This is a genomic window from Telluria sp. BA11, from assembly GCF_056680305.1.
Genome location: NZ_CM155275.1, coordinates 3,009,417 through 3,036,091, shown reverse-complemented (window position 1 = coordinate 3,036,091; position 26,675 = coordinate 3,009,417). Strand labels below are relative to the sequence as shown.

The window sequence follows — 26,675 nt, the reverse complement described above, 5'->3', positions numbered from 1 at the left end:
AGCCGCATTGGCCTGACCCTTGTGTTTCGACCATGACTACCGACTATCTCAAAAAAATCCTGACCGCGCGCGTCTATGACGTTGCCGAACAAACGCCCCTCGATCTGGCCCCCACGCTGTCCGCGCGCATGGGCAACCGCATCTATTTCAAGCGCGAGGACATGCAGAGCGTGTTCAGCTTCAAGCTGCGCGGCGCCTACAACAAGATGGCCAACCTGACGCCCGAGCAGCGCGCCCGCGGCGTGATCTGCGCCTCGGCCGGCAACCATGCCCAGGGCGTGGCCCTGTCGGCCTGCCGCCTCGGCTGCCGCGCGCTGATCGTGATGCCCACGACCACGCCAGGCGTCAAGATCGATGCTGTCAAGGCGCGCGGCGGCGCCAGCGTCGAGATCGTGCTGCACGGCGACTCGTACACCGACGCCTACAACCACGCCCTGCTGCTGGAAAAAGAACAGCGCATGACCTTCGTCCACCCGTTCGACGATCCGGACGTGATCGCCGGCCAGGGCACGATCGGCATGGAAATCCTGCGCCAGCATTCCGGCCCGATCCACGCGATCTTCGTTGCCATCGGCGGTGGCGGCCTGATCGCGGGCATTGGCGCCTACGTCAAGGAAATTCGCCCTGACATCAAGATCATTGGCGTGCAAACGCTCGATTCGGACGCGATGGCGCGCAGCCTGAAGGCCGGCCACCGCGTGACGCTGAACGATGTCGGCCTGTTTTCCGACGGCACCGCGGTGCGCCTGGTGGGCGAAGAAACCTTCCGCGTCGCCCAGATGGTGGTCGACGAGATCATCCTGGTCGACACCGACGCGATCTGCGCCGCGATCCAGGACGTGTTCCAGGACACGCGCAGCATTCTCGAGCCGGCCGGCGCGCTGGCCATCGCCGGCGCCAAGGCGTATATCGAACGCTCGCAGATGGACCGCGAGCCGGTCAAGGGTGAAACGCTGGTGGCCGTGGCCTGCGGCGCCAACATGAACTTCGATCGCCTGCGCTTCGTTGCCGAGCGCGCTGAGCTGGGCGAATCGCGCGAAGCGGTGTTTGCCGTGACCGTGCCCGAGCAGCGCGGGAGCTTCCGCCGCTTCTGCGGACTGGTCGGGCCACGCAACGTGACCGAATTCAATTACCGCATCAGCGATGCCAGCGAAGCGCATGTGTTCGTTGGCGTGCAGGTGGGCAGCCGCAGCGAGTCCGGGCTGCTGGCGCGTACGTTCGAAGAGCATGGCTACAAGACGCTCGACCTAACCGGCGACGAGCTGGCCAAGCTGCATATCCGCCACTTGGTGGGCGGCAAAAGTTCGCTGGCCCACGATGAATTGCTGTATCGTTTCGAGTTCCCTGAACGGCCGGGCGCGCTGATGCGCTTCCTGGACAGCATGGCGCCGAACTGGAATATCTCGCTGTTTCACTACCGCAACCAGGGTGGCGATGTGGGCCGCATTCTCGTGGGGCTGCAAGTGCCGCCGACCGAAATGGCCGAGTTCCGGCAATTCCTGGCGTCGCTCGGTTACCGTTACTGGGACGAAAGCAGCAATCCCGTCTATAAATTGTTCTTGGGCGCCTGACGCCCCATCTCCATGAATACACCTGATCAATCGCCCCTCGGCAAATCCTCCGCCTACCAGAGCCAGTACGCGCCCGAGCTGCTGTTCCCGATCGCGCGCCAGCAAAAGCGCGATGAGCTCGGCCTGTTTGCGGATGCCGGCACCATGCCGTTCTTCGGTGTCGACATCTGGAATGCGTACGAACTGTCGTGGCTGAACATGCGCGGCAAGCCGCAGGTGGCGATTGCGACGATCACGGTCCCGGCCGATTCGCCGAACATCGTCGAATCGAAATCGTTCAAGCTGTACCTGAACTCGTTCAACCAGACCCGCCTGGCCGGTCCGGACGCCCTGCTGGCCCTGCTACGCGATGATCTGTCGGACGGCTTCGGTGCGCCGGTCCACGTCACGCTGACCAGCCCGGAAGCGTTCGGCGCGATCAAGATGGGCGAACTCGACGGCGTGCTGCTGGATCGCCTGGATGTCGAGATCGACGGCTATTCACCGTCCCCGGAACTGCTCAGCGCGGACCACGAGAACGGGCAAGTCGAAGAAACGCTGGTGTCGCACCTGCTCAAGTCGAACTGCCTGGTCACCGGCCAGCCGGACTGGGGCACGGTGCAGATCCGCTATGTCGGCCCGCAGATCGACCAGGAAGGCTTGCTGAAGTACCTGATCGGCTTTCGCGAACACAACGAGTTTCATGAACAGTGTGTCGAGCGTATCTTCATGGACGTGCTGCGCCAGTGCAAGCCGACCAAACTGGCCGTGTATGCCCGCTACACCCGGCGCGGCGGCCTGGATATCAACCCATGGCGCGCCAATTTCTCCACCGGAAAACCGCCCAATCTGCGTGGCGCGCGCCAGTAAATATCGCATTTCTGACAGGATGCGACTCGCACGCCTGTACGTTTTTGGCGACAGCCGTGCGCCGGGCCTGGCATCACGCCCGGCATGATGCACTACTGAAACTGCTTGTTTTTTCAGCAGAACTCGTGCAAAAATCGGCCAATCTCAGCGCAAGCGTGTATTTACCGGCTGCGTTCTGCGATTTGTTAAAAAAATTGCGTGGTGGCGTTAACCTGAATCAACGCCGCTGCTGCCCTGTTTCGACGGGTATCGTGCGACCGTCCCGCCAACTGGCCTGACGCTCGCGATTTCGAGTGTCCCGGCCATAAAACAGGCCTATAATCCGTGCTCGCAAGCACGCCACTTGTGCTGCGCACTTGTGCCACGCACCCCACGTTATGACCAATTTAAGCAAAATCCTTTCTCTCGAAAACGTCCAACTCGACATTGAAGTGTCGAGCAAAAAGCGCGCCTTCGAGCAAGCCGGCCTGATCTTCGAGAACAATTGCGGTATTGCCCGTTCGATTGTGTCCGACAACCTGTTCGCACGTGAGCGTCTCGGCTCTACCGGCCTCGGCCACGGCGTGGCCGTCCCCCATGGCCGCATCAAGGGCAGCAAGAGCCTGAAGGCACCCCTGGCCGCGTTCGTGCGCCTGAAGGAACCGATTCCGTTCGAGTCGCCCGATGGTCAGCCGGTGAGCCTGCTGTTCTTCCTGCTGATCCCGGACCACGTCACGCAGCAGCACCTCGAGATCCTGTCCGAAATCGCCGAGCTGTTCTCGGACGAAGCCATCCGCACTGCGTTGGCGACTGACCCCGATCCGAAAGCCGTCCACGAGCGCATTATCAACTGGCAACCCAGCCTGCAAGCTCTGGGTTAAACTTCACGTCACTGCAACGCGCGGCAATCATGTCGCGCGCCTTTTTTTGTGACGAAGACGATGCCCATGCTGCAGTCCCCGCTGACCATTCAACGGCTGTATGACGATAACCGCGACAGCCTGCAGCTCGGCTGGTTTGCGGGCTTTCCCGGCGGCGAACGCCAAATCGCCGGCGACGCCGCGTCGGCCGCCGACCAGGTCGGCCACCTGAACCTGATCCACCCGGGCCGCATCCAGGTTTTCGGGCACCAGGAACTCAATTACTACCACCGCCTGAAAGCCAATTCGCGCACCCACGTGATTGGCGAACTGATCGGCGGCGGCCCGCCGGCGCTGATCATCGCGCAGGGTCTCGAAACGCCGCCCGACATCCTCGCGATCTGCGACGAGCAGAACATCCCGCTGTTTTCCACGCCGCTGCCGGCAGCGCAGGTAATCGACTTCCTGCGCGTGTACCTGTCCAAGAAACTGGCCCAGCGCGTGATCATGCATGGCGTGTTCATGGACGTGCTGGGCGTGGGCGTGTTGATCACCGGCGAATCCGGCCTGGGCAAAAGCGAACTGGGCCTGGAACTGATTTCGCGTTCGCACGGCCTGGTGGCAGACGATGCGGTGGAATTCTCGCGCATCGCGCCGAACATGATCGAAGGCCGCTGCCCGCCGCTGCTGCAAAACCTGCTTGAGGTGCGTGGCCTGGGCCTGCTGGACATCAAGGCGATCTTCGGCGAGACGGCGGTGCGCCGCAAGATGCGCCTGAAACTCATCGTCCACCTGGTCAAGCGCGGCGCGCTCGATGAAGAAGTCGAGCGCCTGCCCTTCCATTTCCCGACCGAAGACGTGCTGGGCCTGCCGATCCGCAAGGTCGTCATCCCGGTGGCAGCCGGCCGCAACATCGCCGTGCTGCTGGAAGCCGCCGTGCGCAACACAATCCTGCAACTGCGCGGGATCGACACGCTGCAGGAATTCATGGAGCGCCAGCGCCAGGCCATGAGCGCCGACTGACCCGGTGCCCGCGGCCCGCGGGTGTACGGCTGACCGGCGCTTGCGGTATCATCGCCCCTATGCACATCGTCCTCATCACCGGAATTTCCGGCTCGGGTAAATCCGTGGCCCTGAATGTCCTGGAAGACGCCGGTTACTACTGCGTCGACAACCTGCCGCCGGCCCTGCTGACGGCCCTCGTCAATACCGTCAGCGAAAGCGGTGGCGGCAAGATCGCCGTCGCAGTCGATGCGCGCAGCGCCGAATCGCTGGCCGAACTGCCCGTGAGCGTGCGGCGCCTGCGCGAGGACGGCCACTCGGTCAAGGTCATATTCCTGACAGCGAGCACCCATTCGCTCGTGGCGCGTTTTTCCGAGACGCGCCGCAGCCATCCGCTGTCGCACGAACTGCGTCCAGGCGAAAACCCGGCATCGCGCCGCACCCTGATTGAGTGCATCGCCGAAGAACGCGAGCGCCTGTCGTCAATCGAGAACCTGGGCCACGTGATCGACACGTCCGAGCTCTCGTCCAACAAACTGCGCGGCTGGATCAAGGAACTCGCCGAGATCGACCATGCGCCGCTGACGCTGTTCTTCGAGTCGTTCGCCTTCAAGGTCGGCGTGCCGCTCGACGCCGACTTCGTGTTCGACGTGCGCGCGATCCCGAATCCCTACTACGATCTGGCCCTGCGCCCGCTCACCGGCAAGGATGCACCCGTGATCGCCTTCCTCGACGCGCAACCGAGCGCGGTCGAGATGCTGTCCGACATCCAGGGCTTCGTCGCCAAGTGGCTGCCATCGTTTAAAACCGACAATCGCAGCTACCTGACGGTGGCGATCGGCTGCACGGGCGGACAGCATCGTTCGGTGTACATGGCCGAACACCTGGGCGCGCACTTCGGCGCGACCGAGCGCGTGATTGTCAGGCATCGCGAGCAGCCGAAGCATCCGGCGGCGTAGGCCCTGCCGCCGCTTGCAGCAGATCGCCGATTGACGCAGAATGATTGCATCTCTGATGCGGGGAACATCATGCGAACGACAGTGACGATTGACGATGAGCTGTATGCCAAGGCGCTAGAGATGGCAGACCCCGGGATGGACAAAGCAGATCTATTCCGGGAAGCGGTCAAGACCTTTGTTCGGGTGCAGGCAGCCAAGCGCCTCGCGGCCCTGGGCGGTGCGGCGCCTGATATGCCGGAGATCCCGCGCAGGCATCTTGATGTGATGCGATGAACGCTGTTCTGGTCGATACGTCAGTGTGGGTCGATCACTTCCAGCGTCATAATGAAACACTGGTGGATCTGCTATCCCTTGACTTGGCGCTGTCTTACCCTATGGTGGTCGCGGAACTGGCATGCGGTACGCCGCCTGCCCCGCGCTTACGGACTTTGGCCGATATCGCGTTGCTGCGGCAAGCACGACAGGCCAGCCTGACCGAAGTCAGGGAACTCGTCGAGCGGGAAAAGCTGTATGGGCTTGGATGCGGGCTGGTCGATCTCGCACTGCTGACCTCCACTTTGCTGACACCCGGTTCACAGTTATGGACGCGGGACAAGCGGCTGGCACAGCTGGCTACGCGCTTCACCGTCGTCTATACGCCCGCATTACATTAAACTGCACTGACCATACATCAACACTGACGAAGTCGAAGTCGCCCTGTGTCACCTCAGCACCGGCGCCGCATCCACGATCCGCACATCATGCATCTGGTGCAGATACGATTCGAGATATCCCTTGTGCGACACGCCGACGATGACCAGCATGCGCTGGCCCGGCCTCAATCCCAACGCGTCCCGGATATTGGCCGCCATGCGCAGGTTGCGCGTTTCCCAGTAGCCCACGTAGTGGCGGCCGAAGCGCTGCGCTGACGGCTCATTAAGCGCCGCACCGAAGTCGCCGTGGTAAATCAGGGCCGCCTGGCCAGGCGCATTTCTGGCGCGGTACATTGCCAGCACGCCTTCAGCACTCGCCAGCCCGCCCTCCTGCGCCTTGTCCACTGCCATGCGCTGCTTGAGGGCTGGGTTGTCCCACGCGGTCATCAGCGCATCGCCAAGCGCCTTCTGGTCTTCAGACGCGCTGTCAGCGGTATGGTCGTCCATCGCGTACAGGCGCTCGTGCCCGAGCCGGGCCGCCAGGCGCGCACCGATCATCAGGCTTTCGTCGCGTTTGGTTTCCAGCTTCACGAGTACGCCGACCAGTGCAGCGTCCAGGCCGTCGCCAGCACGGCGCTCGGCCTCGGGCAGGCGCAGCCACTGGACCAGCGCCGATGCATCCTCGCCGCCAGCAAAGAACAGTGCTGCAAGGCGCCGGCGCTGCGCGGGCGTGGGCGCGGCGGGCCAGGCGGCCAGCAAAGCCTCAGCGGCCTCGGTCGCCGCCGGGACATCCAGTCCCGTGGCCAGCCGCGCCGGTGCGGTATCCCGGCAGTAGGCACCGATCGAATCCTTGTAGCGTGCCGGGTAGCGTCGCATGAGGTCGCACTGCGGCCCGGATACCGCTTCGATCGCAATCGCCTGCGGCTTCCATGCGGCCAGGCGCTCGTTCAACAGCGTCAGGCTGGCGGCCTGGAAGGTCTTCGGCAATTGCGACAAATGGGGCGAGCCTAATACCAGCACCTCGTTGGCTGGGCCGGACGCTGGCCCCTTGAATGCGCTCGCATTGAAGTCAGGCTGCCAGGCCTGGGCGGCGGCGCTGCCGCACAACGTCATCGACAACAGCAAGGCGGTGATGCGCATCGGGGTCCTCATCAGTTCATGAAGCCACGATGTTTGCACCGCCTGCACGAAAAGTCACGCGCAAACGGATATGCATGGAGATGCTTACGCAAGATGCCGCAGCGGGTGCGCATGCGCCGGCCACACCGGCACAAAGAAGCGCGCCACCATCGCATCGGTCACGAGGTCGAGCGATGGCGGATTCCATTGCGGCGCATTGTCCTTGTCGATGACGAGCGCGCGCACGCCTTCGAGCACCTCGCCATGCTCGAAGTTGCGGCGCACGAGCGAGCGCTCCAGGCGCAGGCAGTCGGCGACATCGAGCGATGCACCGCGCAGCAGCAGCTCGCGCGTCACGCACATCATCAACGGTGAGCGCTGACGCATCGCATTCAACGCCTTCTGCGCGAACGGCGTGTCGTCACCCTCGAGCGACGCCATGATCGCCGCCACCGAGTCCGCGCCAAAGTGCGCATCGATGCGCGCGCGATTGGCCTGCAGTTCGCTCTCGCCGGCATGCTGGACGGCGAACATGCGGATCGCCGCCGGCAGATCCGCGCCCGGCGTCGCTTCGATCAGCGCGTGCAACGCCGCCAGGTCGGCGCCCGGCACGAACACGTCGGCCAGGCCCACGTACAGCGCGTCGGCGGCGCCGATCGCCAGGCCGGTCAAGCCCAGAAACATCCCCAACTGCCCCGGCGCGTGCGACAGAAAGTGGCTGCCGCCGACATCGGGGAACAGGCCGATATTCACCTCGGGCATTGCCATCTTCGTGCGCTCGGTGACGATGCGCAGGCCGCAATCGGGCCCGCCCTGCGCGATGCCCATGCCGCCGCCCATGACCACGCCGTCCATCAGCGCAATATACGGTTTCGGGTAAAAATGGATCAGGTGGTTCAGCGCGTATTCTTCGGTGAAGAAATCCTCGAGCAGTGCGCTGCCGCCTTGTGGCGAGGCATTGCCGACCTCGTGGAAGAAGCGGATATCGCCGCCCGCGCACAGTGCTTTCTCGCTGCTGCTGGCGATCACCACGGCATCGACGGCAGCGTCACACTGCCAGTCAAGAAGGATCGCGGTCAGCGCGCGCACCATGTCCAGCGACAGCGAATTGAGCGCCTTCGGCCGGTCGAGGGTGATGATGCCGGTGCGGTTGGCAATGCGGGTCAGGACGTGTTCGGACATGGCGTGATCCATCGAAAGGAAACACGTATTTTACCGGCAACGGGATGCAAAAAGGGCGTCCCGAAAAGACGCCCCTGGCGGTGGTGACCTGCGCTCGATCAGGCGGCAGCGACGTCTGCTTCGTCGACGTCCAGGCGTTTGATCGCTGTGCGGTTATGGTCTTTGAGCATCTGCTTGTGCTTCAGGATTTGTCGATCCAGTTTATCCATCAACATGTCGATCGCGGCATACAGGTCTTGCGCGACGCTCGCCACGTGCAGGGTCTTGCCCGACACCTGGACATTGATTTCAGCTTTTTGCCTTTTTTCTTTTTCAGTGAGGTTATCGACGGCCAGGAAGACGTGGGTATCTATGACTTGATCGAAATGGCGAATAATGCGTTCCAGCTTATTCTGAACGTATTCACGGATGGCAGGGGTTACTTCGAGATGGTGACCACTGATGGTGAGGTTCATACACACTCCTTTGAAGATGTCACGTCGCTTGCACCACACAGGAGCTGAAGGCACAGACTGTATGAGCGGCGTTGTTACAAGGCTTTGCGGAGACTGACGGGGGGGATCTTGAGCGCTTCACGGTATTTTGCGACCGTCCTGCGAGCAATGACCATGCCTTGTTCCCCGAGCATTTCCGCGATCTTGCTGTCGGATAATGGATTCTTAGGGTCTTCTGCTCCTGTCAATTGTGCGATGAGCGCACGGATTGCCGTTGAGGATGCTTCGCCGCCCGCTTCGGTGGCAACGTGGCTACCGAAGAAATACTTCAACTCGAACATGCCGTGCGGGGTCAGCATGTATTTCTGGGTTGTGACACGAGAGATCGTGCTCTCGTGCAGACCTAGTGTATCAGCTATCTCACGCAAAACAAGGGGCCGCATGGCAACCGCGCCATGGCTGAAAAAGTTGCGCTGGCGCTCGACAATCGCCTCGGCCACACGCAGGATCGTGTCGAAACGCTGGCGCATATTCTTGATGAGCCACTTCGCCTCTTGCATCTGCGCGCCCATCTGGCTCTCGCTGCGGCCCTGCTTGAGCATGGTCGCGTACAGGCTGTTGACGCGCAGGCGCGGCATCACGTCCTGGTTCAGCGTGACTGCCCAGCCGTTCTTGGCGCGCCGCACGATCACGTCCGGCACCACGTAATCTGACACGTTCGACGCAAACGCGGCGCCCGGATGCGGATTGCACTGGCGGACCACGGCCTGCACTTCGCGCAGGTCTTCGTCGTCGCAATCGAGCGCTTTTTTCAGCTTGCTGTATTCGCGCTGCGCGAACCAGGTCAGGTAGCCTTCGACGATCTTCAGGGCCATGCGGCGCGTGACCATCGGCACGCCCGGCATGCGCCGGATCTGCAGCGCCAGGCATTCGGCCGCACTGCGCGCGCCAACGCCCACCGGGTCCATGCTCTGCACCATCGCCAGCGCGCAGCGCAGTTCGTCGAGGTCGACCTCGAGTTCTTCGGGCAGGCGTGCGTGGATGTCGTCGAGCGGTTCTTCCAGGTAGCCGTTGTCGTCGAGCGCGTCGATCACCAGTTCGGCCAGCGCGCGGTCGCGCGTTGACAGCAGCGTTTCGCGCACCTGTTCCATCAGGTGTTCGCGCAGCGTGATGGCGCATGCCTCCAGCTGCGGGCGGCCGTCTTCGTCGTCGCTGCTGGCGCTGCCGGACGACGCGCCACTGCCTTCGCTCCAGTCGTTGTCGGGCCGCTCGCCATCGACCGCGCCGCCTTCAGCGCCCTCGCCCTCGGCCGGCGCGCTGCCTTCACCCTCGGCCTGCTGGCCTGGCGCCGGCGGCGCCTCGCCCGGTGCCGGCGCATTGTTGATGGCCCCATCGGCCAGCAAGCGCACCGAATGATCGAGCGGGTCATCGAGCCTTTCGAGCAGCGGGTTATCGCCCAATATCTGCTCGATCTCCTGATGCAGTTCGAGCGTCGACAGCTGCAGCAACCGGATGGATTGCTGCAGCTGTGGCGTGAGCGCCAGGTGCTGCGAAGTGCGGAGCTGAAGGGACTGTTTCATCAATTGAGTATGGCTTACATGCGGAAATGTTCACCGAGGTACACGCGCCGTACCGATTCGTCGGCGATGATATCGTCGGGGCGGCCGGATGCAAGCACCGCGCCCTGATTGATGATGTAGGCGCGGTCGCAGATGCCGAGCGTCTCGCGGACATTGTGGTCGGTGATCAGGACGCCGATCTTGCGCTCCTTGAGGAAGCGCACGATGCGCTGGATCTCGATCACGGCGATCGGATCGACGCCGGCAAACGGTTCATCGAGCAGCACGAAGCGCGGGTTGGTGGCCAGTGCGCGCGCGATCTCCACGCGGCGCCGCTCACCGCCCGACAACGACAGCGCCGGGTTCTCGCGCAGCTTCTCGATCTGCAGGTCGGCCAGCAAGGTATCGAGGCGGTCGCTGATCTCGGTTTTGGTGAGCGATTTGCCGTTGACCTTCTGCAGTTCGAGCACGGCGCGGATGTTTTCTTCCACCGTCAGCTTGCGAAACACCGACGCTTCCTGCGGCAGGTACGACAGGCCGAGCACTGCGCGGCGGTGGATCGGCAGGCTGGTGATGTCGGTGCCGTTGATGCTGATCGAGCCGGCGTCCGACGGCACCAGGCCGACGATCATGTAGAACGAGGTGGTCTTGCCGGCGCCGTTCGGGCCCAGCAAACCCACCACTTCGCCGCATTCGACATCGAGCGACACATCGCGCACGACCAGGCGCTTGCCATAGCTTTTCTGCAGGCCCTTGACGACCAGCGTGCTGCGATCGTTCAGTTCCGTCATTGCGTGCCTCCGGCCGGCGCACGCTTGGGCGCCAGGATCAGCGTGCCGCGCCCGCCGCCAACCTTGCTCTCGCCGCTGACGTCATTGCGCACGGCGACGACTTCCTTGCGGTTGTCGTACGAGATGAACGGACCGGTCATCTGGTTGGTCATCCGGTCGTTTTCGAGTTCCTTGACGACGGCGTTCGAGTACAGGCGCACCAGCTCCGAACGCTCATCGTATTCGATGCGTTCGGCCTGGCCTTCGACCCACAGGTTCGGGCCGCCGTCACGCTTCTGACGGAACGTGGCGGGCTTGCCGTTGGCAGCGGTGAGCGTCACGCTCATATAGCCTTCGGGTGTCTCCCTGACGACGGCGCGTTCGGCCTTGACCAGCAGCGTGCCGCGGGTCAGGATCACGTTGCCGGTGAAGGTGCGTACGCCCGCGACGCCATCGAGGTCGCCGTTATCGTATTCGAGCGCCGCCTGCTTGAGCGAGTCGGCCTTTTCGGCCATGGCGGTCAAGGAAAGGAGTGAAAAGAAAGCGGCAGCAAAGAGTTTTTTCATGATGGTGCTGGTCCTGGGTTAGCACGCGCGCATGGCTGATGGCCTTCAGCGCTGGCGTGGCGGATAGACGATACGGCCGCGGCCGGACAATTGCATCTGCATGGTCGCGTTGTTGGCCATCATGCCGGTGGCCTTGAGGCTGGACGCGCCAAGCTCCATGTCGATCGGCTGGTCGGTCTTGACGATTTCTTCGTCGGGCAACACGGTCATGGCCTGCGTGCGCACGCGCAGTGCTTCGCTGGCGGGCGTCTTCGGGCGCTGCAGATCGACGTCGCCGAACAGTTCGACGCGGTGTTCTTCGTGGAAGATGCGCGCGTTCTTGGCCACCACCGTCATCGGAGGACGGCCCGGCTCGACGCCGCGCATCAGCGGCTGTTCGACGTTCGACACATCGCCCAGCGGGATATGGGCCAGGCGCTTGCCCGACACCACGTAGCTCGGCTGGCCGTTGGGCGTCATGCGGACGAACGAGAAATTCTCGACGATGTAATCCGGCTCGTCGGGCGGGCCGCCCAGCTGCGCATCGATGTCGGTCGCCTGCATCAGCTGCAGCAGCCAGAAGCTGCCGAAGGCGAAGAACACGCCGATCACGATCATCGCCAGCAGATTCCAGCGATGCGCGGTGCGTTTGTTGGAGGCGATCGTGGCCATGGCGGTCAGGCGAAATACGGCGCGAGCGCCTGGTCGTAGGTGCCCTGTGCGCGCATGACGAGGTCGCAGATCTCGCGCACCGCGCCGCGCCCGCCACCGTTCTTGGTTACGTAATGCGCGCGGTGCTGCACGTCCGGGTGGCCGGACGGTACGGCAACGGCAAAGCCGACGCGCGCGAACAGCGGCAGGTCGATCACGTCGTCGCCGATGTAGCCGCATTGGTCGGCGGTAAAGCCGGTGGCCTCGAGCAGATTGGCAAAGCCGATGCGCTTGTCGTGGTTGCCCTGGTAGACATGCGATATGCCCAGGTCGGCGGCGCGCCGGACGACGATCGGCGACAGACGCGCACTGATGATCGCGGTCTGCACGCCGGATTTATTCAGCATCTGGATGCCCAGGCCGTCGAGCACATTGAAGGTCTTGGTGACTTCGCCATCGGGGCCGTAGGTCAGGCTGCCGTCGGTGAGCACACCGTCGACGTCGAAGATCATGACCTTGATGCGCGCGGCGCGCTCGATGTGGGCCAATACAGGAGTGTTCATCAAATCACCTTTGCGCGGGTCAGGTCGTGGATGTGCAGTGCGCCGACCAACTGGCCCGACTCATCGATCACGAGCATCTGGTTGATGCGGAATTCTTCCATCACGGCGACCGCATCGACCGCCAGTTGCTCGGGGCGCACGCTGCGCGGATTGGCGTGCATGACGTCGCGAATCAGCACGTTCGAAAAATCGTGCATGCGCTCGATCACGCGGCGCAAGTCGCCGTCGGTGAACACGCCCAGCGGGCGGCCATCCGCGTCGACCACGGCGGTCATGCCCATGCCCTTCTGGCTGATCTCGAGCAGCGCCTTGACCAGCGGGACATCCAGGCCCACCGACGGGATGGCGTCACCGGTGCGCATCACGTCGCGCACGTGCGTGAGCAGGCGCCGGCCCAGCGCGCCGCCCGGATGCGACAGCGCGAAATCCTGCTCGCGAAAACCCCGTACGTCGAGCAGCGCCACGGCCAGCGCGTCGCCCATGGCCAGCGTGACGGTGGTGCTGGTGGTCGGCGCCAGGTTGAGCGTGCAGGCTTCTTTGGCCACTGCGATGTTCAGGTGGACATCGGCCAGCTTGGCCAGGCGCGAGGCCGGCTTGCCGGTCATGGCGATCACGCGCGCGCCCAGGCGCTTCACAGCCGGCAGGATGTCGAGCAGTTCGGACGATTCGCCCGAATTGGAAATGGCGATCAGGATGTCATTCGCGGTGACCATGCCCAGGTCGCCGTGCGCCGCTTCGCCCGGATGCATGAAGAACGCCGGCGTACCGGTGGACGACAGCGTGGCGGCGATCTTGCGGCCGATGTGGCCCGACTTGCCCATGCCCGAGACGACCACGCGGCCGGTGCCGGCATAAATCAACTGCGCGGCGTCGACGAAGCTGCTGTCGTCGCCCAGGCGCGCGTGCAGCGCCACGATGGCGTCGGCCTCGATGGCAAGCGTCTGGCGACCCAGTTCCAGCACGCGCTGCGCCAGGGTTTCGTCAAAACTTTTCAGCATTATTTGGTCATCAGTTACACTCATTCCAGAAGTATAAACGAATTGCGAAAGCAAAAAACTTGCCAGTCGTAACATTCGATGACAAGCACGCCTCGCGGCGCATCGCCACCACAACCACCGCCCGCTTCACCCCATGCATTCTGGTCTCGAACTCACACTGTTGCTGCTTGGCTGCGCCGTCCTCGGCGTGGTGGCCTTTCGCACCCTGCAACTGCCGCCGATGCTCGGCTACCTGGCTGTCGGTGTCCTGATCGGCCCCCACGCCCTGGCCCTGGCCGAAGACAGCCCCACCACCCATGCGCTGGGCGAATTCGGCATCGTCTTCTTGATGTTCTCGATCGGGCTCGAATTCTCGCTCGGGCAACTGCGCTCGATGCGGCGCATCGTGTTCGGGCTGGGACTCGGCCAGGTGGTGACGACGGTGGCCGCGGCCATGGGCATCGGCCTGCTGGCGGCCTACCTGATGCCCCACCTGACGCTGGCCTGGCAGGCCGCATTCGCGCTGGGCGGCGCGCTGGCCATGTCGTCCACGGCGATCGTCGTCAAGCTGCTCACCGAGCGCCTGGAGCTCGAGAGCGAACATGGGCGGCGCATCATCGGCATCCTGCTGTTCCAGGACCTGGCGGTGGTGCCGCTGTTGATCATGATCCCGGCGCTGGCGCGCGATCCCGAAGACATGGCCATCACGCTGGGCCTGGCCGCATTGAAGGCGGGCCTGGTGCTGGCGCTGCTGCTGTTCTTTGGCCAGAAGCTGATGGGGCGGTGGTTCACGATCGTGGCCAAGCGCCGCTCGCAAGAGCTGTTCATGCTCAACCTGCTGCTCGTCACACTGGGTTCGGCCTGGATCACCGAGCAGGCCGGCCTGTCGCTGGCGCTCGGCGCTTTTGTCGCCGGCATGCTGATCTCCGAGACGCCCTACAAGCACCAGGTGGAAGAAGACATCAAGCCGTTTCGCGACGTGCTGCTTGGCCTGTTCTTCATCACGATCGGCATGCTGCTCGACCTGCGCCTGGTGAGCCAGTACTGGTGGCAGGTCACGCTGCTGCTGGCGCTCGTGGTGCTGCTCAAGGCCGGCCTGATCGTGCTGATGGCGCGCGCCTTCGGCGCGCCGCTGGGCACCGCGCTGCGCACGGGTCTCGCGCTGGCGCAGGCCGGTGAGTTCAGCTTCGTGCTGCTCAGCCATGCATCCGGCTCGAAGCTGATCGACCCGTTCGTGATGCAGCTGGTGCTGGCCTCGATGGTGCTGTCGATGCTGCTGGCGCCCTTCATCATCGGCTACATGGACCGGATCGTGATGAAGGTCGCGGCCAACGAGTGGATGATGCAGTCGCTGCAACTGACCCAACTGGCCACGCGCACCATGACCACCCAGAAGCACGTGATCATCGCCGGCTTCGGGCGCAGCGGCCAGAGCCTGGCCACGCTGCTGAAAGAAGAAGCCTTGCCGTGGTACGCACTCGACCTGGATCCAGAGCGGGTGCAGAAGGCGCAGGCGGCCGGCGCGTCGGTCTCGTACGGCGATGCGGCGCGCCGCGAAAGCCTGATCGCAGCCGGCGTACACCGCGCCAGCGCGCTGGTGATCACGTTCGCCGACACGCGCCAGGCACTGAAGGTGCTGCATCTGGTGCACGAGCTGGCGCCCGCCCTGCCCGTGATCGTGCGCAGCCACGACGACGGCGACATGGACGTGCTCAAGGCAGCCGGCGCGACCGAGGTGGTGCCCGAAGCGCTCGAGAGCAGCCTGATGCTCGCCTCGCACGCGCTGGTGACGCTCGGCGTGCCGCTGCGCCGCGTGGTGCACCGCGTGCAGGCGGCGCGCAAGGGCCGCTACGCGACGCTGCGCGGCTACTTCCATGGTGCGGACGACAGCGGCGCAGACCTCGAACATGGCCAGGTGAAGCTGCATTCGGTGCGCCTGCACGCGCAGGCCGGGGCAATCGGCCTGTCGCTGGACGCGTTGCAGCTGCAGGACGTGGCGGTGGAAGTAACCGCCTTGCGGCGCGGCGGCCAGAATATCGCACCCGGCCCGACCGTGCTGCTGGCGGCGGGCGACGTCGTGGTATTGCGCGGCGATAGCGAAGCGGTCAGCCGCGCCGAGGAGCGGCTGCTGTAGCCATCAGGCAGCCGTGACGACCTGGTTGCGGCCCGCGGCCTTGGCCTGGTACAGCGCCGCGTCGGCCGACGCGATCAGCTCCTGCGCCACGCCTTCGATGGCGTGATCGCGTTCGAAATCGGTCAGCGCCGCCACGCCGATCGACACCGTCACGCTCACCTGCTCGCCCGTGCTCAGGTCCACCGGCAAGCCGGCCACGCTAGTACGGATGCGGTTGGCGACGATGCTGGCGTTTTCCAGGTCGGCGTTGATCAGCACCACGACAAATTCCTCGCCGCCGAAGCGGCACAGCGTATCGGACATCCGCAGTTCGGCCTTGATGCGGGTGCACACCTCGCGCAGCACGTCGTCGCCGCCCTGGTGGCCGACCGTATCGTTGACGCGCTTGAAGTGGTCGATGTCGATGTACATGCAGGACAGGCGGTAGCCCTGGCGCCGCGCGCGCGCGATTTCTTCGGCCAGGCGCCGGTCCATGTAGCGCCGGTTGTAGGCGCCGGTGAGCGAATCGGTGAGGCCGATGTACTTGAGCATCTCGTTGCTGATCACGTTCTCGAGGCAGATCGCGATGATCGAGCCCATATGCTCGACGAAATCGGTGCCCAGCGCCGGCGTGAACCGGCTTGCGTCGGCGCTGCCCAGGTTCAGGCTGCCGATCAGGCGCTTGTTGCGCATCAAAGGCACCAGCGCCACGCTGCGCAGGTTGGCCGGCGGCTGTGGGAACATGGCACGGTGCTGGCCCGGCGCATAGGCGCCCAGGATGGGTCGCAGCGGAGATTCCGGCGCCATGTCAAAGCCAAGTTCGACCGCATGCTCGCAGAAGATCAGGTTGGGCAGCGTTTCGAAATCGACACCCAGGCGGTGCATGACCGTGTAGATGTCGGCGTTCTGATCGATCAGCGACAGCGTGACGATATCGAGGTCCGAAATCACCGGCAGCGTGCTGAAGATCGTGCCGACCAGGTCCGGAAAACTGCTGGCACCGACGATCTGCAAGTCGAACGCCTGATGGCGGCACATGATCGCGTGATTGCGCTCGGCCTGTTCGAGCAGATACGCCATGCGTGCGCGCAAGGTCTCGTTTTCCGCCATCAGTTCCCGCGACGACACGCTCGGCTCGTGCATGAAGAATTCCTTTCAGCAATAACCGTAACATTACGCCATCCTTCCGGGCTTGGATACGAAAAACCGCCTGATCACGCAGGCGGTTAGGCGATTTTGCGACAGTGGCGTGGTCTATCTAGAAAGCCAGTTCGGCGTTCAGTGGCTGGCCGACGCGCAGCGTCTGGCCGATGCCGTCCTGCACGATCACGTTCATGCCCACCGTGACGGCGCCGTCCATGCGCGGGTTGGCGCGCCAGGCTTGCAGGATGTCGAGCGGATCGGGGCCGGGAATGCCGGTGGCCTGGTCAACCGCCGGGATCGGGCAGCGCGCGCAGGGCTTGACGGGGCGCAGCGTCATTCCGTCGCTGTGGAAGGCCGCGACGAAATCTTCCTCGAACGCGGCGATGCCATCAACGACGACGTTCGGGCGGAAGCGGTTCATGGGAAGTTTCTCGCGACCGGCCTGCACGAGTTTCGCGTTGATGTCGTCGAGCGACGCCTGGCCGATCAGCAGGATCGGGTAGCCGTCCGAAAAGCGCGTGGCGGCCGGGACGCCTTTCGTCCATTTCGTGCTGGTCGGGCGGTGGACGTCGGGGCGAAAGCGCACCAGGCGGCATGGGGCTTTGAGGGCGGTGGTGAACCAGCTGGCGGCCGCATCGCCGCAATCTGCAGCGGGGATGCGGTCTTCCCAGAGCAGCACCTCGACAGTGGGTGCGGCGGCGTCGTGCACCAGTGCCAGGTGCAGGGGCGGCATGCCGGGGGCGTTGACGATCAGCGCTGTGGCTTCGATGCGCGGCGTGACCGTGGCCATGCGCGGCACTTCGCGCTGGGTCAGGAACAGGCCGTCAGGCGTGACGAGCATCCATTCGCGGTCGTGCACGCCGTTGGCCGAGAGGCCGTCGAGGGCAAGACGGGCTTCAGGGACGGACAGGCCGGCGCAGGATTTGATCGGGTAGATAACGAGTTCGGTGAGGGTGGCCATGTGCTCAATCTCGGGCGGCGTAAAAAAAGGCCCAGCAGGGCCAATGTCGTAGGGTGGGCGGGTTTCCCGCCCACGCGTTCAACCCGCTTTCGCCATACCACGGCGCGAGATTGGTTTGAACGCGTGGACGGCATAGCCGTCCACCCTACTTTGGTAGCGCGCCGGGTATCCCGGGCGCGGATCAGACGTTGAACAAGAAGTTCAACACATCGCCATCCTTGACCACATATTCCTTGCCTTCAGCGCGCATCTTGCCCGCTTCTTTCGCCCCGGCCTCGCCCTTGTACGCCAGGAAGTCGTCATACGCAATCGTTTGCGCGCGGATGAAGCCGCGTTCAAAGTCGGTGTGGATCACGCCGGCCGCCTGTGGCGCGGTATCGCCCACGTGGATGGTCCAGGCGCGCACTTCCTTCACACCGGCGGTGAAGTACGTCTGCAGGCCGAGCAGCTTGTAGGCGGCGCGGATCAGGCGGTCCAGGCCTGGTTCTTCCATGCCCAGGTCGGACAGGAAATCGGCCTTGTCGGCATCGTCCATCTCGGCGATTTCAGACTCGATCGCGGCGCTGATGGCGACGATCGGGGCGTTCTGCTCCTTGGCATACGCGGTCAGCAGGTCCAGCAGCGGGTTGTTGGTGAAGCCCGTGTCGGACACGTTGGCCACGAACATCGCTGGCTTGGCCGTGATCAGGTGCAGCGTCTTGATCATTTCCATTTCGTCGGCGTCCAGACCCATGGTGCGCACTGGATTGCCCTGGTCAAGGTGCGGCATCAGGCGTTCGCAGATGGCAACCAGCTTGGCGGCGTCCTTGTCGCCCGAGCGCGCTTTCTTGCCTTCGCGGTGGATCGCTTTTTCGACGGCGGTCATGTCGGCCAGCGCCAGCTCGGTCTGGATGACTTCGATGTCGTCCAGCGGGCTGACCTTGCCGGCCACGTGGATCACGTTATCGTCCTGGAAGCAGCGCACGACGTTGATGATGGCGTCGGTTTCGCGGATGTGCGACAGGAACTGGTTGCCCAGGCCCTCGCCCTTCGACGCACCGGCGACCAGGCCGGCGATGTCGACGAATTCGACGATGGCGTTGACCATGCGCTCAGGCTTGACGATGGCCGACAGTGCATCCATGCGTGGATCCGGCACTTCGACAACGCCGACGTTCGGTTCGATGGTGCAGAACGGATAATTTTCAGCCGGGATGCCGGCCTTGGTCAGCGCGTTGAACAGGGTGGACTTGCCGACGTTTGGCAGGCCGACGATGCCGCATTTGAGGGTCATGAGAAATCTTTCAGATTCGGTAAAAAGCGAGCGATCAATGAACCGCCCTAAACCCTGCATTGTAACCCGGACCGGCTTTTCTGCTGAAAAAAAAGGCGCACCGCTCCCCTGCTGCAACGCTCGCGATTGTCCCAATGACAAGCTAGATTGGCTGGATGCGCGCCAGGTCGGGCCGTAGCGCGAATTCGGCCAGCTCGTCGCGCAGGCGCTCGCCCTCCCCGATCGCGCGGCGCCACACCCGGATGCGCTCGTCGTGGTCGAGGCCGAACGACGTGAAGTCGGTCCGGTCCGGCAATTTGCCGCGCGGTAGCGAACGCAGGAATTCTGCGGAAGGCGTCACCAGCAGCACATTCTCCAGCCAGCTGCGGTTGGGGCCGCGCGCTGCGCGCCGCCACGGCATGCTCTTGTCGAGCCAGCCCGGTACGATGTGATCGGTGAAATGGGGGTACAGCACCAGTTCGCTCTTGTCCGCGCCGGCCGCGCGCGCATATGGCAAGGCCAGGTGGTAGTCGATGATGCCGCCATCCCAGTAGCTGCCGGGAGGCGCCTCGGCGATGTCCGTCACCGCCTTCATGATCAACGGCAGCGTGCCCGAGGCCAGCAGGCCAGAGGCCAGATTCGCGCGCGTCAGTGCCGAAAAATGCGTCGTGAACCGGTCGAACGGCTCGCGCAGCCATGGTGCCTGGCTGCGTGCATCATGGATGACCACCCTCTCCATCAGGCGCCCCAGCCAGGCCCGCGAGCCGGCATTGTGCAGCGCAGCCGAGGCGAAGCCGCGCAGTTCGGCGTGGCGGCCGACCGGCGCGGCGAGCGAACGCAGGCCACGGTCGGCGAGGATGTGCAGGCGGTGATGGGGATGTCCGATGATGTCGTCTTCGTGCCCGCTCACCAGTTCGGCCAGCAGGGCTTGCACGACATCGTCGATTTCTTGCACACTGGGTTTCAGGCGCGTGTAGCGCTGACCTGTGTAGAGTTCGGCCAGGCGGGCAAACGCCTTCGCCGGATCCTTCTGGCACGCAGCCGCCATGCGCCAGGCGCCGATGGAGGCGCCGATCAGGGTCCGTTCGCGCGGCGCCGTCGGCAACCACTCGCCGAACAGCCACGCATCGAGCGCGGCGAAGATCAGGCCCTTGGGGCCACCCGCCGCAGCCGGCACGATGGCGATGTCCTGCGCGCGCAAGCCATGCGCGGCGATCTGGGCCATGGCAAGGGGGCCGGCCTGGAAGGTAAGCGCTCTCATCGTGAAATTATCGCAGAAGTCCGGCCAGCAGCAGCCGCTTGCGCGACATCAATCCTGCACGGACGGCGCCCCGTACCATGGATCGGTCGTGTATCTGGAGATTGCCATGATGCTGCGCTTTGTCGTCATGCTGTGTCTGCTTCTGTGGCCATTACTTGGCCTGCAGCCAGCATGCGCGCGTGATACGGGCGTCGAGCGCCACGTACGGCACTTTGTGGTTGAACCCAGTGGCACTTACCTGCTCACGGTCGAACAAACCAGGACCATCACCCAGCGCGATGCGCTGCACGACTACGCCCGGTACGAGATCGACTACAACCAGGCGCTTGAGGACATCATCGCCGTCGAGGCGCATACCGAAAAGGCCGACGGGCGCCGGCTCGCCGTGCAGCCGCATCAGATCCGCGACCAGCAACTAGCCGCCCCGATCGACGATCCGAGGCTCAAGAACACGCGCCTGAAGATTGTCGTGTTTCCCGATGTCGACGTGGGCGACCGGGTAGCGGTGTGCTATGTCGTGCGGCGCCATACGCCGTTGTTTACTGGCCACTTTGAAGACTTGTCCAGTGCCCGCCCCCAGCGCCAGCGCAACTTTCGGCTGATTTATGACATGCCGGCCACGATGCTGCTGCACGCCGACGCTGCCGGGTTCGTCCCGACCACCCCCGCCGACCTGCCCGCGCCCGCCGCCGGCAAGCGCCGCTACGCCTGGCGCTATCTCGATGGCCACAATGCCCGGATCGAGGCCGGCTCGGTCAGCGAACTTGACTACGGCAAGCGGCTCGCCGTCTCCACCTTCGCCGATTACGCCGCCCTTGCCCGCGCCTACCAGGATCGCTCGGGCGCACGCGCGGTGCCCGACGACGCGGTGGCGGCGCTCGCAGTGCGCGTGACCGGTGATCTGGCCGAGCCCCGTGCGCGTGCGATCGCGTTATCCGACTGGGTACGCCGCAACGTGCGCTATGTGGGTATGCACTTCAGCCCCGGCGGCGTGGTGCCGCACGCGGCGGCAAGCGTGCTGGCCAATCGCTACGGCGACGCCAAGGACCACGCAACGCTGCTCGTCGCCCTGCTGGCCAGCGCCGGCATCGACAGCACCGTTGCCCTCGTCAACAACGGCAACGCCTATCAGTTGCCGGCCGTGCCGACGCTGGGCGTGCTCAATCACGCGATCGTCTACGTGCCGTCGCTGCAGCTGTATCTCGATTCGACCGCCGACAGTGTGGCCGGCGGCTTCTTGCCGGCGGCTTTGCTCGGCAAACCGGCAGTGCTGACGCGCTCGGGCGAGTTCGCGATGCTCCCCGTCTTCCAGCAGGCTCATAGCCAGACGCTCACGCAGTTCACCATCCAGTCCGATGGCAGCAGCCGCTTTACGGTCACGCGCACCGGCAGCGGCGCTCTGGCAGAACCGTACCGAAACGTCCCGGGCGGCGATGCCGCAATATCGTCGCGCGGCGCCAGCAACGGTTTCACGCAACCACCGGGCTCGGCGCGGCTGGCCACGACCTACGATCTGAAAGGTAGCCTGGGTGATGCCGTGTTCGCGTTCACGCAGGAACCCGAGCGACACCAGGACTTCGTGTGCCCGGCGATCGATGCCGAGGACGAAGTGCGCTTTCATCTGCCGACGCGCTCGCGCGTGCTGGCCCTTCCCCGCGCGACGCACGTGGACGACGCCAACTTTGCCTACCGCTCGCGCTATGCTCAGCGCGGCGCGCTGGTGACGGTGCAGCGCCAGCTCAAGTTCCGCCACACGGCGGCAACCTGCACGCCCGACGACTACCGGCGCATGTGGCCCGCACTCGAGCGCATGCTGCGCGACCTGCGTTCGCAGGTCGTGTTCAAGCGCGGCTGAAACGTCAGCGCGGCTGAAGCTGGCCGTGCAGCAGACTGTCAGGCGGTGTGCAAACGCATCGTGGCCGTGTCGAACTTGCCTTCGCAGACCAGTGGAATGATGTGCAGGCTCTTGTCGATCGATTCTTCGATCAGGCTCTGCTCTTCGCGGCGCGGGCGGTGCAGGACAAAGTCGGCCACCACTTGCTGCAGATTCATCGTGCGCGGGTGGCCGATGCCCAGGCGCAGGCGCCAGTAATCCTGGGTGCCCAGCGCAGCCGTGATGTCCTTCAGGCCGTTGTGGCCACCGGACGAACCGCCCTTCTTGAGCTTGGCAACGCCCGGTGGCAGGTCGAGTTCGTCGTGCACGACCAGCACTTCATCCGGATTGATTTTATAGAAACGCGCCAGGCCGCCTACCGACTGGCCGGAACGATTCATATACGTCTGCGGCTCGAGCAGCCAGACATCGTTGCCGGCAATGGACGTCTTGGCGACCAGGGCATTGAAACGCGATTCGCGCTGCAGACGGCAGCCGGGCAAGCCATTGGCCAGATTATCCACGAGCCAGAAGCCGGCGTTGTGGCGGGTTTGTTCGTACTCGGGGCCGGGATTGCCGAGGCCAACGATCAGTCGAATGGACATGCGTGAGATTCTGTCGAGAAAAGGCGATTATCGCCGAAACGTGCAAATCAAAAAATAAAAACCCGCCGGGCAAGCCGCGGCGGGTTTCTGTGCGATGCGTCGCCGGAGCGACGCGTCAGCTGCGATTACTCGGCAGCTGGGGTCTCTTCAGCGGTGACTGCGCCGCGTGGGATGGTTGCGGTGACGATGGTCAGGTTCTGGCCATGGGTCAGTGCGGTGACGCCTTCTGGCAGGACCAGGTCGTCGGTGTGGATCGAGTTACCAGCTTCCAGGTTTGCCAGGTCGACTTCGATGAAGTCTGGCAGTTGGCCTGGCAGGCACGACACTTCCAGCTCGTTCAGGACGTGCGAGATGACAGCGCTGTTCAGCTTGACGGCTGGCGAGTTCTCGGCGTTGACGAAGTGGAAAGCGACTTTGGTGTGCACTGGCTTCGACGAATCGACGCGCTGGAAGTCAGCGTGCAGGACCAGTTGCTTGAACGCGTGCATCTGGAAGTCACGCAGCAGGACTTGCTGGGTCTTGCCGTCGATTTCCAGGTCCAGAACCGAACCGTGGAACGCTTCTTTTTTCAGCGCGTGCCACAGGGCGTTGCCGTCCAGGGCGATCAGCTCAGGCGTACCTGCGCCACCGTAGATGATGCCTGGCGTTTGACCAGCTTTACGCAGGCGGCGGCTCGCTCCGGTCCCCTGCAGAGTGCGGTTGAATGCGACTACTTTCATGTGATACTCCAAAAATAAAACAGGCCCGAATGCCGAAGAAAACGATCAACAGCCCGGTAGCCAAGTGGCGACCACCCCCGCGACCAGGGGCAGTCAGGAAAGAGCGCATTGTTACGCGCTCAAAAGATACAGAAATCGACATCTCCGGCCTCACCGGACATCTCGTCCCCGCCCAGGCGGGGATCCAAGTGTTACTTACACCAACGGCGCGCCGGCTAATCAGCCAGGCGCGCCGTGGAATACAACGTCGATGAAGCTTAGTCGACGAACAGCGAAATGACCGAGTCGCCCTTGACGATCCGCTTGAACGTCTCGGCCAGCAGCGGTGCGCAGGTCAGCTGGCGGATCTTGCCGCAAGCGGCGCCGGCGGCGCTGAGCGGGATGGTGTCGGTGACGACCAGTTCGTCCAGCGGCGAGTTCGCGATGCGTTCGATCGCCGGGCCGGACAGCACCGGGTGCGTACAGTAAGCAACCACCTTCTTGGCGCCGCGCTCCTTGAGCACTTCGGCAGCCTTGCACAGCGTGCCTGCGGTGTCGACCATGTCATCCATGATCACGCAGTTGCGGCCTTCGACTTCACCGATGATGTTCATCACTTCGGACACGTTCGCCTTCGGGCGACGCTTGTCGATGATCGCCAGGTCGCAGCCCAGGCGCTTGGCCAGGGCGCGGGCGCGCACCACACCACCGACGTCCGGCGAGACGACCAGCAGGTCGTCGTAGTTGCGCTTCTGCAGATCGCTCAGCAGGATTGGCGACGCGTAGATATTGTCAACCGGGATATCGAAGAAACCCTGGATCTGGTCAGCGTGCAGGTCCATGATCAGGACGCGCTCGACGCCGGCTTTTTCCAGCATGTTCGCCACGACCTTGGCCGAGATCGCAACGCGCGCCGAACGCGGGCGACGATCTTGACGGGCATAACCGAAGTAAGGAATCGCTGCAGTGATACGGCCAGCCGAGGCGCGCTTGAGAGCGTCGACCATCAGGATGATTTCCATCAGGCTGTCGTTGGTCGGTGCGCAGGTCGATTGCAGGACGAAGACATCCTTGCCGCGCACGTTCTCATTGATTTCGACCATGACTTCGCCGTCAGAAAACTTCGAGACGACAGCCTTGCCGAGTGGAATACCGAGGCTTTTTGCGACCCCTTCTGCTAGCGCCGGATTGGCATTGCCGGTAAAAACCATCAGGTTTTCGTAAGCCATGGGAGTCCCAAAAGGTAAGAAGCGTTAATACAGTAGAAAAACAATCAGCCGGCTATACCGGCTGATTAACATGCTGATGTGGCGCTTGGCACCGCATCGCGATTCTCTTGCTGGACGCATCGGCATCGACAGAACAAGAAAACTTTGGCAGGGGAACAAGGATTCGAACCTTGGAATGCCGGAATCAAAATCCGGTGCCTTAACCAACTTGGCGATTCCCCTACACGACCTGTAGTGCTTGCCGCTTCACATTGTGCTGCACATCTTTCTGTGCTGCTCAGCGTCGCGACAGGCAAAATTTTATTCTACAACTCACTGATTTGCAAGAGCGATTTTTTCAGCGGGTGTGTCTTCAACGACTTCGCTTTCCATGCCGCATACTTCTGCGGCACCTGCGCCAACACCTGGTCGGCAGCGTCTTCGCTGGAGACTGCGCAAAACACGCATGCCCCTGAGCCAGTCATCCTGGCATCACCGTGGCTGCTCAACCATTCAACCGCTTCGGCTACCGGCGGGAACAGGCGCATCGCCACGTTCTGCAAATCATTTTTACCAAACCCCACTATGCTGCCTGAATTGGTGTGGCTGGAAAAGTCCGCTATTCTGACCGGCTTTGCGTCTCTTGTCAAATCTGCCGCAGAAAAAATGGCAGGTGTTGGCACCGCAACGCCGGGCTCGAGCACGACATACCAGCAATCGGGGCCTTCTACGGCCTGCAAGGCCTCCCCCACCCCTTCCGCAAACGCCGTCTCGCCAAACAAAAAGAACGGGATATCGGCCCCCAGCGGCAAGCCCAGCGCCATCAATTCTTCGCGCGTGAGGCCCGCCTGCCACAGGTGGTTCGCGGCCATCAGCGCCGTGGCGGCATCGGACGAGCCGCCACCCAGCCCGCCACCCATCGGCAGGATCTTGTCGACCGCCACATCGATACCAGGCGGCAGGCGTCCATGGCGGCGCGCATATTCTGCCTGCAGCAAGCGCAGCGCGCGCACGATCAGGTCCTGGTCGTGTGGCACGCCGGGCACGTCGGTCGTGCGCACGATGCGCTCGTCGTCGCGCAAGTCGAAATGCAGGCGGTCAGCGCGGTCGATCAACTGGAACACGCTTTGCAGCAGGTGGTAGCCATCGGCGCGCCGGCCGATCACGTGCAAAAACAGATTGAGCTTGGCCGGGGCCGGGCAATCGTGCAGGGAACGCATGCGCATGGGGGTCAAGCCGCCGGGTTGACAACGATGCGGATCGCCAGATCCTGGATATCGCCCGACGCGGCGCGCTCGGCCTGGATCAGGCGCGGCACCGGCGCAGCCGCGGCATCACCGGCCGCAGCATCACCAGTCCCGGCCGCTTGCCAGTCGATAAAGCGCAGGCGCCAGCCATCCTTCGTCGTCACGCTGTTGCTGGCCGGCGAAGCACGGAAACGCTGCCCCTGTGCATCGACCGCATAACCCTGCAGCCAGTCGCGCAAGCCCGACACGGGCAGCGGCCAGCCAAGCGTCTGCTGGGTCAGGCTATCGATGTCGGCCGCCGTGCGCGGCGCCTGGCCGGCCTGCGTGAGCGTGGCCGAGCCTGGCGTGACATTGATCGCAGCAACCGTCTGACCCAATGGCGACATCAAGGTAACGTCGATCGTGCCCGGACGCTGCTCCCAGTTGAAACTGCCGCTGATCGATTCGGGCCGGCCATCCTTTTGATAGTTCACCGACAGGCGCCCGGCCAGATCAATGGTTTCGCGATAGGCGCCGACCGTGGCGGTGGACAGGTTGGCGGTGCTTGTCGCGCAACCGGTCAAAACCGTGGCGGCAAGGGCGAAAATGGCAAGGCGTCGGGTAAGCAGCATCATGGGGCAGCAAAAAATCGCAGCAAATCAATTGAACGGAAGTGGATTATT

General features: G+C 63.7%; 28 protein-coding genes and 1 tRNA gene. 10 read left to right on the top strand and 19 right to left on the bottom strand.

Going from position 1 to position 26,675, the window contains the following annotated elements:
- Positions 1-32 precede the first annotated feature (32 nt).
- From ilvA to AC1MGT_RS13330, 8 genes are all read left to right on the top strand, one after another.
- Entirely contained in the window at positions 33-1,571 is a 1,539-nt protein-coding gene (gene ilvA, locus AC1MGT_RS13365) for a threonine ammonia-lyase, biosynthetic (protein ID WP_499500542.1), read from the top strand.
- A 12-nt stretch (positions 1,572-1,583) separates the two neighbouring features.
- Positions 1,584-2,420 carry an NADPH-dependent 7-cyano-7-deazaguanine reductase QueF gene (queF, locus tag AC1MGT_RS13360; RefSeq protein WP_499500540.1) on the top strand — a complete coding sequence of 279 codons (837 nt, stop codon included), beginning with the start codon at positions 1,584-1,586 and terminating at the stop codon, positions 2,418-2,420.
- Complete coding sequence (locus tag AC1MGT_RS13355; protein ID WP_499504362.1) at positions 2,363-2,698, top strand: hypothetical protein; 336 nt, start codon at positions 2,363-2,365, stop codon at positions 2,696-2,698. The genes queF and AC1MGT_RS13355 overlap by 58 nt, the downstream gene beginning before the upstream one ends.
- A 99-nt stretch (positions 2,699-2,797) precedes the next feature.
- Positions 2,798-3,280, top strand: a complete 483-nt coding sequence (locus AC1MGT_RS13350; protein ID WP_332530620.1) for a PTS sugar transporter subunit IIA — start codon at positions 2,798-2,800, stop codon at positions 3,278-3,280.
- Positions 3,281-3,346: 66 nt separating this feature from the next.
- Positions 3,347-4,282 carry an HPr(Ser) kinase/phosphatase gene (gene hprK, locus AC1MGT_RS13345; RefSeq protein ID WP_183554122.1) on the top strand — a complete coding sequence of 312 codons (936 nt, stop codon included), beginning with the start codon at positions 3,347-3,349 and terminating at the stop codon, positions 4,280-4,282.
- 59 nt (positions 4,283-4,341) lie between these two features.
- The gene (gene rapZ / locus AC1MGT_RS13340; RefSeq protein ID WP_499500538.1) at positions 4,342-5,220 is read left to right on the top strand and encodes an RNase adapter RapZ; all 879 of its coding nucleotides are present in this window, start codon (positions 4,342-4,344) and stop codon (positions 5,218-5,220) included.
- A gap of 69 nt (positions 5,221-5,289) precedes the next feature.
- Positions 5,290-5,493 carry a type II toxin-antitoxin system VapB family antitoxin gene (locus AC1MGT_RS13335; RefSeq protein ID WP_499504288.1) on the top strand — a complete coding sequence of 68 codons (204 nt, stop codon included), beginning with the start codon at positions 5,290-5,292 and terminating at the stop codon, positions 5,491-5,493.
- Positions 5,490-5,873 (top strand): VapC toxin family PIN domain ribonuclease, encoded by a 384-nt coding sequence (locus AC1MGT_RS13330; RefSeq protein ID WP_499500537.1) that lies wholly within the window; start codon positions 5,490-5,492, stop codon positions 5,871-5,873. The genes AC1MGT_RS13335 and AC1MGT_RS13330 overlap by 4 nt, the downstream gene beginning before the upstream one ends.
- Before the next feature lie 48 nt (positions 5,874-5,921).
- Here the strand turns inward: AC1MGT_RS13330 and AC1MGT_RS13325 are convergent, their stop codons facing one another.
- The 9 genes from AC1MGT_RS13325 to AC1MGT_RS13285 form a co-directional block, all read right to left on the bottom strand.
- Positions 5,922-6,992, bottom strand: coding sequence for a DUF5694 domain-containing protein (locus tag AC1MGT_RS13325; protein ID WP_499500535.1), 1,071 nt, complete (start codon positions 6,990-6,992; stop codon positions 5,922-5,924).
- 84 nt (positions 6,993-7,076) lie between these two features.
- The gene (locus tag AC1MGT_RS13320) at positions 7,077-8,153 is read right to left on the bottom strand and encodes an enoyl-CoA hydratase/isomerase family protein (protein WP_499500534.1); all 1,077 of its coding nucleotides are present in this window, start codon (positions 8,151-8,153) and stop codon (positions 7,077-7,079) included.
- A gap of 98 nt (positions 8,154-8,251) precedes the next feature.
- A complete protein-coding gene (gene hpf / locus AC1MGT_RS13315; RefSeq protein ID WP_183554132.1) occupies positions 8,252-8,608 on the bottom strand; it encodes a ribosome hibernation-promoting factor, HPF/YfiA family in 357 nt (118 codons plus the stop codon).
- Between the two features lie 74 nt (positions 8,609-8,682).
- The gene (locus AC1MGT_RS13310) at positions 8,683-10,167 is read right to left on the bottom strand and encodes an RNA polymerase factor sigma-54 (protein ID WP_499500532.1); all 1,485 of its coding nucleotides are present in this window, start codon (positions 10,165-10,167) and stop codon (positions 8,683-8,685) included.
- A gap of 14 nt (positions 10,168-10,181) precedes the next feature.
- Complete coding sequence (gene lptB, locus AC1MGT_RS13305) at positions 10,182-10,937, bottom strand: LPS export ABC transporter ATP-binding protein (protein WP_183554134.1); 756 nt, start codon at positions 10,935-10,937, stop codon at positions 10,182-10,184.
- Entirely contained in the window at positions 10,934-11,482 is a 549-nt protein-coding gene (gene lptA, locus AC1MGT_RS13300) for a lipopolysaccharide transport periplasmic protein LptA (protein WP_343026501.1), read from the bottom strand. Before lptA ends, lptB begins: the two co-directional genes overlap by 4 nt.
- A 45-nt stretch (positions 11,483-11,527) precedes the next feature.
- Complete coding sequence (gene lptC, locus AC1MGT_RS13295) at positions 11,528-12,133, bottom strand: LPS export ABC transporter periplasmic protein LptC (protein WP_183554137.1); 606 nt, start codon at positions 12,131-12,133, stop codon at positions 11,528-11,530.
- A 5-nt stretch (positions 12,134-12,138) separates the two neighbouring features.
- Positions 12,139-12,675: a KdsC family phosphatase gene (locus tag AC1MGT_RS13290; protein ID WP_183554139.1), complete on the bottom strand. Its 537-nt coding sequence runs from the start codon at positions 12,673-12,675 to the stop codon at positions 12,139-12,141.
- Positions 12,675-13,697 (bottom strand): KpsF/GutQ family sugar-phosphate isomerase, encoded by a 1,023-nt coding sequence (locus AC1MGT_RS13285; protein ID WP_499500529.1) that lies wholly within the window; start codon positions 13,695-13,697, stop codon positions 12,675-12,677. Before AC1MGT_RS13285 ends, AC1MGT_RS13290 begins: the two co-directional genes overlap by 1 nt.
- A 109-nt stretch (positions 13,698-13,806) precedes the next feature.
- On the opposite strand from AC1MGT_RS13285, the gene AC1MGT_RS13280 reads away from it, so the two are divergent.
- Positions 13,807-15,786 (top strand): monovalent cation:proton antiporter family protein, encoded by a 1,980-nt coding sequence (locus AC1MGT_RS13280; protein WP_499500527.1) that lies wholly within the window; start codon positions 13,807-13,809, stop codon positions 15,784-15,786.
- A gap of 3 nt (positions 15,787-15,789) precedes the next feature.
- Here AC1MGT_RS13280 and AC1MGT_RS13275 read toward each other — a convergent pair whose 3' ends face one another.
- From AC1MGT_RS13275 to AC1MGT_RS13260, 4 genes are all read right to left on the bottom strand, one after another.
- Complete coding sequence (locus AC1MGT_RS13275; protein ID WP_499500525.1) at positions 15,790-16,908, bottom strand: GGDEF domain-containing protein; 1,119 nt, start codon at positions 16,906-16,908, stop codon at positions 15,790-15,792.
- 115 nt (positions 16,909-17,023) lie between these two features.
- Positions 17,024-17,869: an MOSC domain-containing protein gene (locus tag AC1MGT_RS13270; RefSeq protein WP_499500523.1), complete on the bottom strand. Its 846-nt coding sequence runs from the start codon at positions 17,867-17,869 to the stop codon at positions 17,024-17,026.
- A 181-nt stretch (positions 17,870-18,050) separates the two neighbouring features.
- Entirely contained in the window at positions 18,051-19,142 is a 1,092-nt protein-coding gene (gene ychF, locus AC1MGT_RS13265) for a redox-regulated ATPase YchF (RefSeq protein WP_258837208.1), read from the bottom strand.
- 142 nt (positions 19,143-19,284) lie between these two features.
- On the bottom strand, positions 19,285-20,382 hold the full coding sequence (locus tag AC1MGT_RS13260) for a patatin-like phospholipase family protein (protein WP_499500521.1): 1,098 nt from the start codon (positions 20,380-20,382) through the stop codon (positions 19,285-19,287).
- A 106-nt stretch (positions 20,383-20,488) separates the two neighbouring features.
- Here AC1MGT_RS13260 and AC1MGT_RS13255 point away from each other — a divergent pair, with 106 nt between their 5' ends.
- Entirely contained in the window at positions 20,489-22,237 is a 1,749-nt protein-coding gene (locus AC1MGT_RS13255) for a DUF3857 domain-containing transglutaminase family protein (RefSeq protein ID WP_499500519.1), read from the top strand.
- Positions 22,238-22,275: 38 nt separating this feature from the next.
- On the opposite strand, the gene pth is transcribed toward AC1MGT_RS13255, so the two are convergent.
- The 6 genes from pth to lolB form a co-directional block, all read right to left on the bottom strand.
- On the bottom strand, positions 22,276-22,860 hold the full coding sequence (gene pth, locus AC1MGT_RS13250) for an aminoacyl-tRNA hydrolase (protein ID WP_258837205.1): 585 nt from the start codon (positions 22,858-22,860) through the stop codon (positions 22,276-22,278).
- 125 nt (positions 22,861-22,985) lie between these two features.
- On the bottom strand, positions 22,986-23,579 hold the full coding sequence (locus AC1MGT_RS13245) for a 50S ribosomal protein L25/general stress protein Ctc (RefSeq protein ID WP_499500517.1): 594 nt from the start codon (positions 23,577-23,579) through the stop codon (positions 22,986-22,988).
- A gap of 257 nt (positions 23,580-23,836) precedes the next feature.
- A complete protein-coding gene (locus AC1MGT_RS13240; protein WP_183554159.1) occupies positions 23,837-24,787 on the bottom strand; it encodes a ribose-phosphate pyrophosphokinase in 951 nt (316 codons plus the stop codon).
- 145 nt (positions 24,788-24,932) lie between these two features.
- Positions 24,933-25,009, bottom strand: a tRNA-Gln gene (locus tag AC1MGT_RS13235).
- A gap of 83 nt (positions 25,010-25,092) precedes the next feature.
- The gene (ispE, locus tag AC1MGT_RS13230) at positions 25,093-25,986 is read right to left on the bottom strand and encodes a 4-(cytidine 5'-diphospho)-2-C-methyl-D-erythritol kinase (RefSeq protein WP_499504287.1); all 894 of its coding nucleotides are present in this window, start codon (positions 25,984-25,986) and stop codon (positions 25,093-25,095) included.
- Positions 25,987-25,997: 11 nt separating this feature from the next.
- On the bottom strand, positions 25,998-26,627 hold the full coding sequence (gene lolB / locus AC1MGT_RS13225; protein ID WP_499500515.1) for a lipoprotein insertase outer membrane protein LolB: 630 nt from the start codon (positions 26,625-26,627) through the stop codon (positions 25,998-26,000).
- Positions 26,628-26,675: the final 48 nt, after the last annotated feature.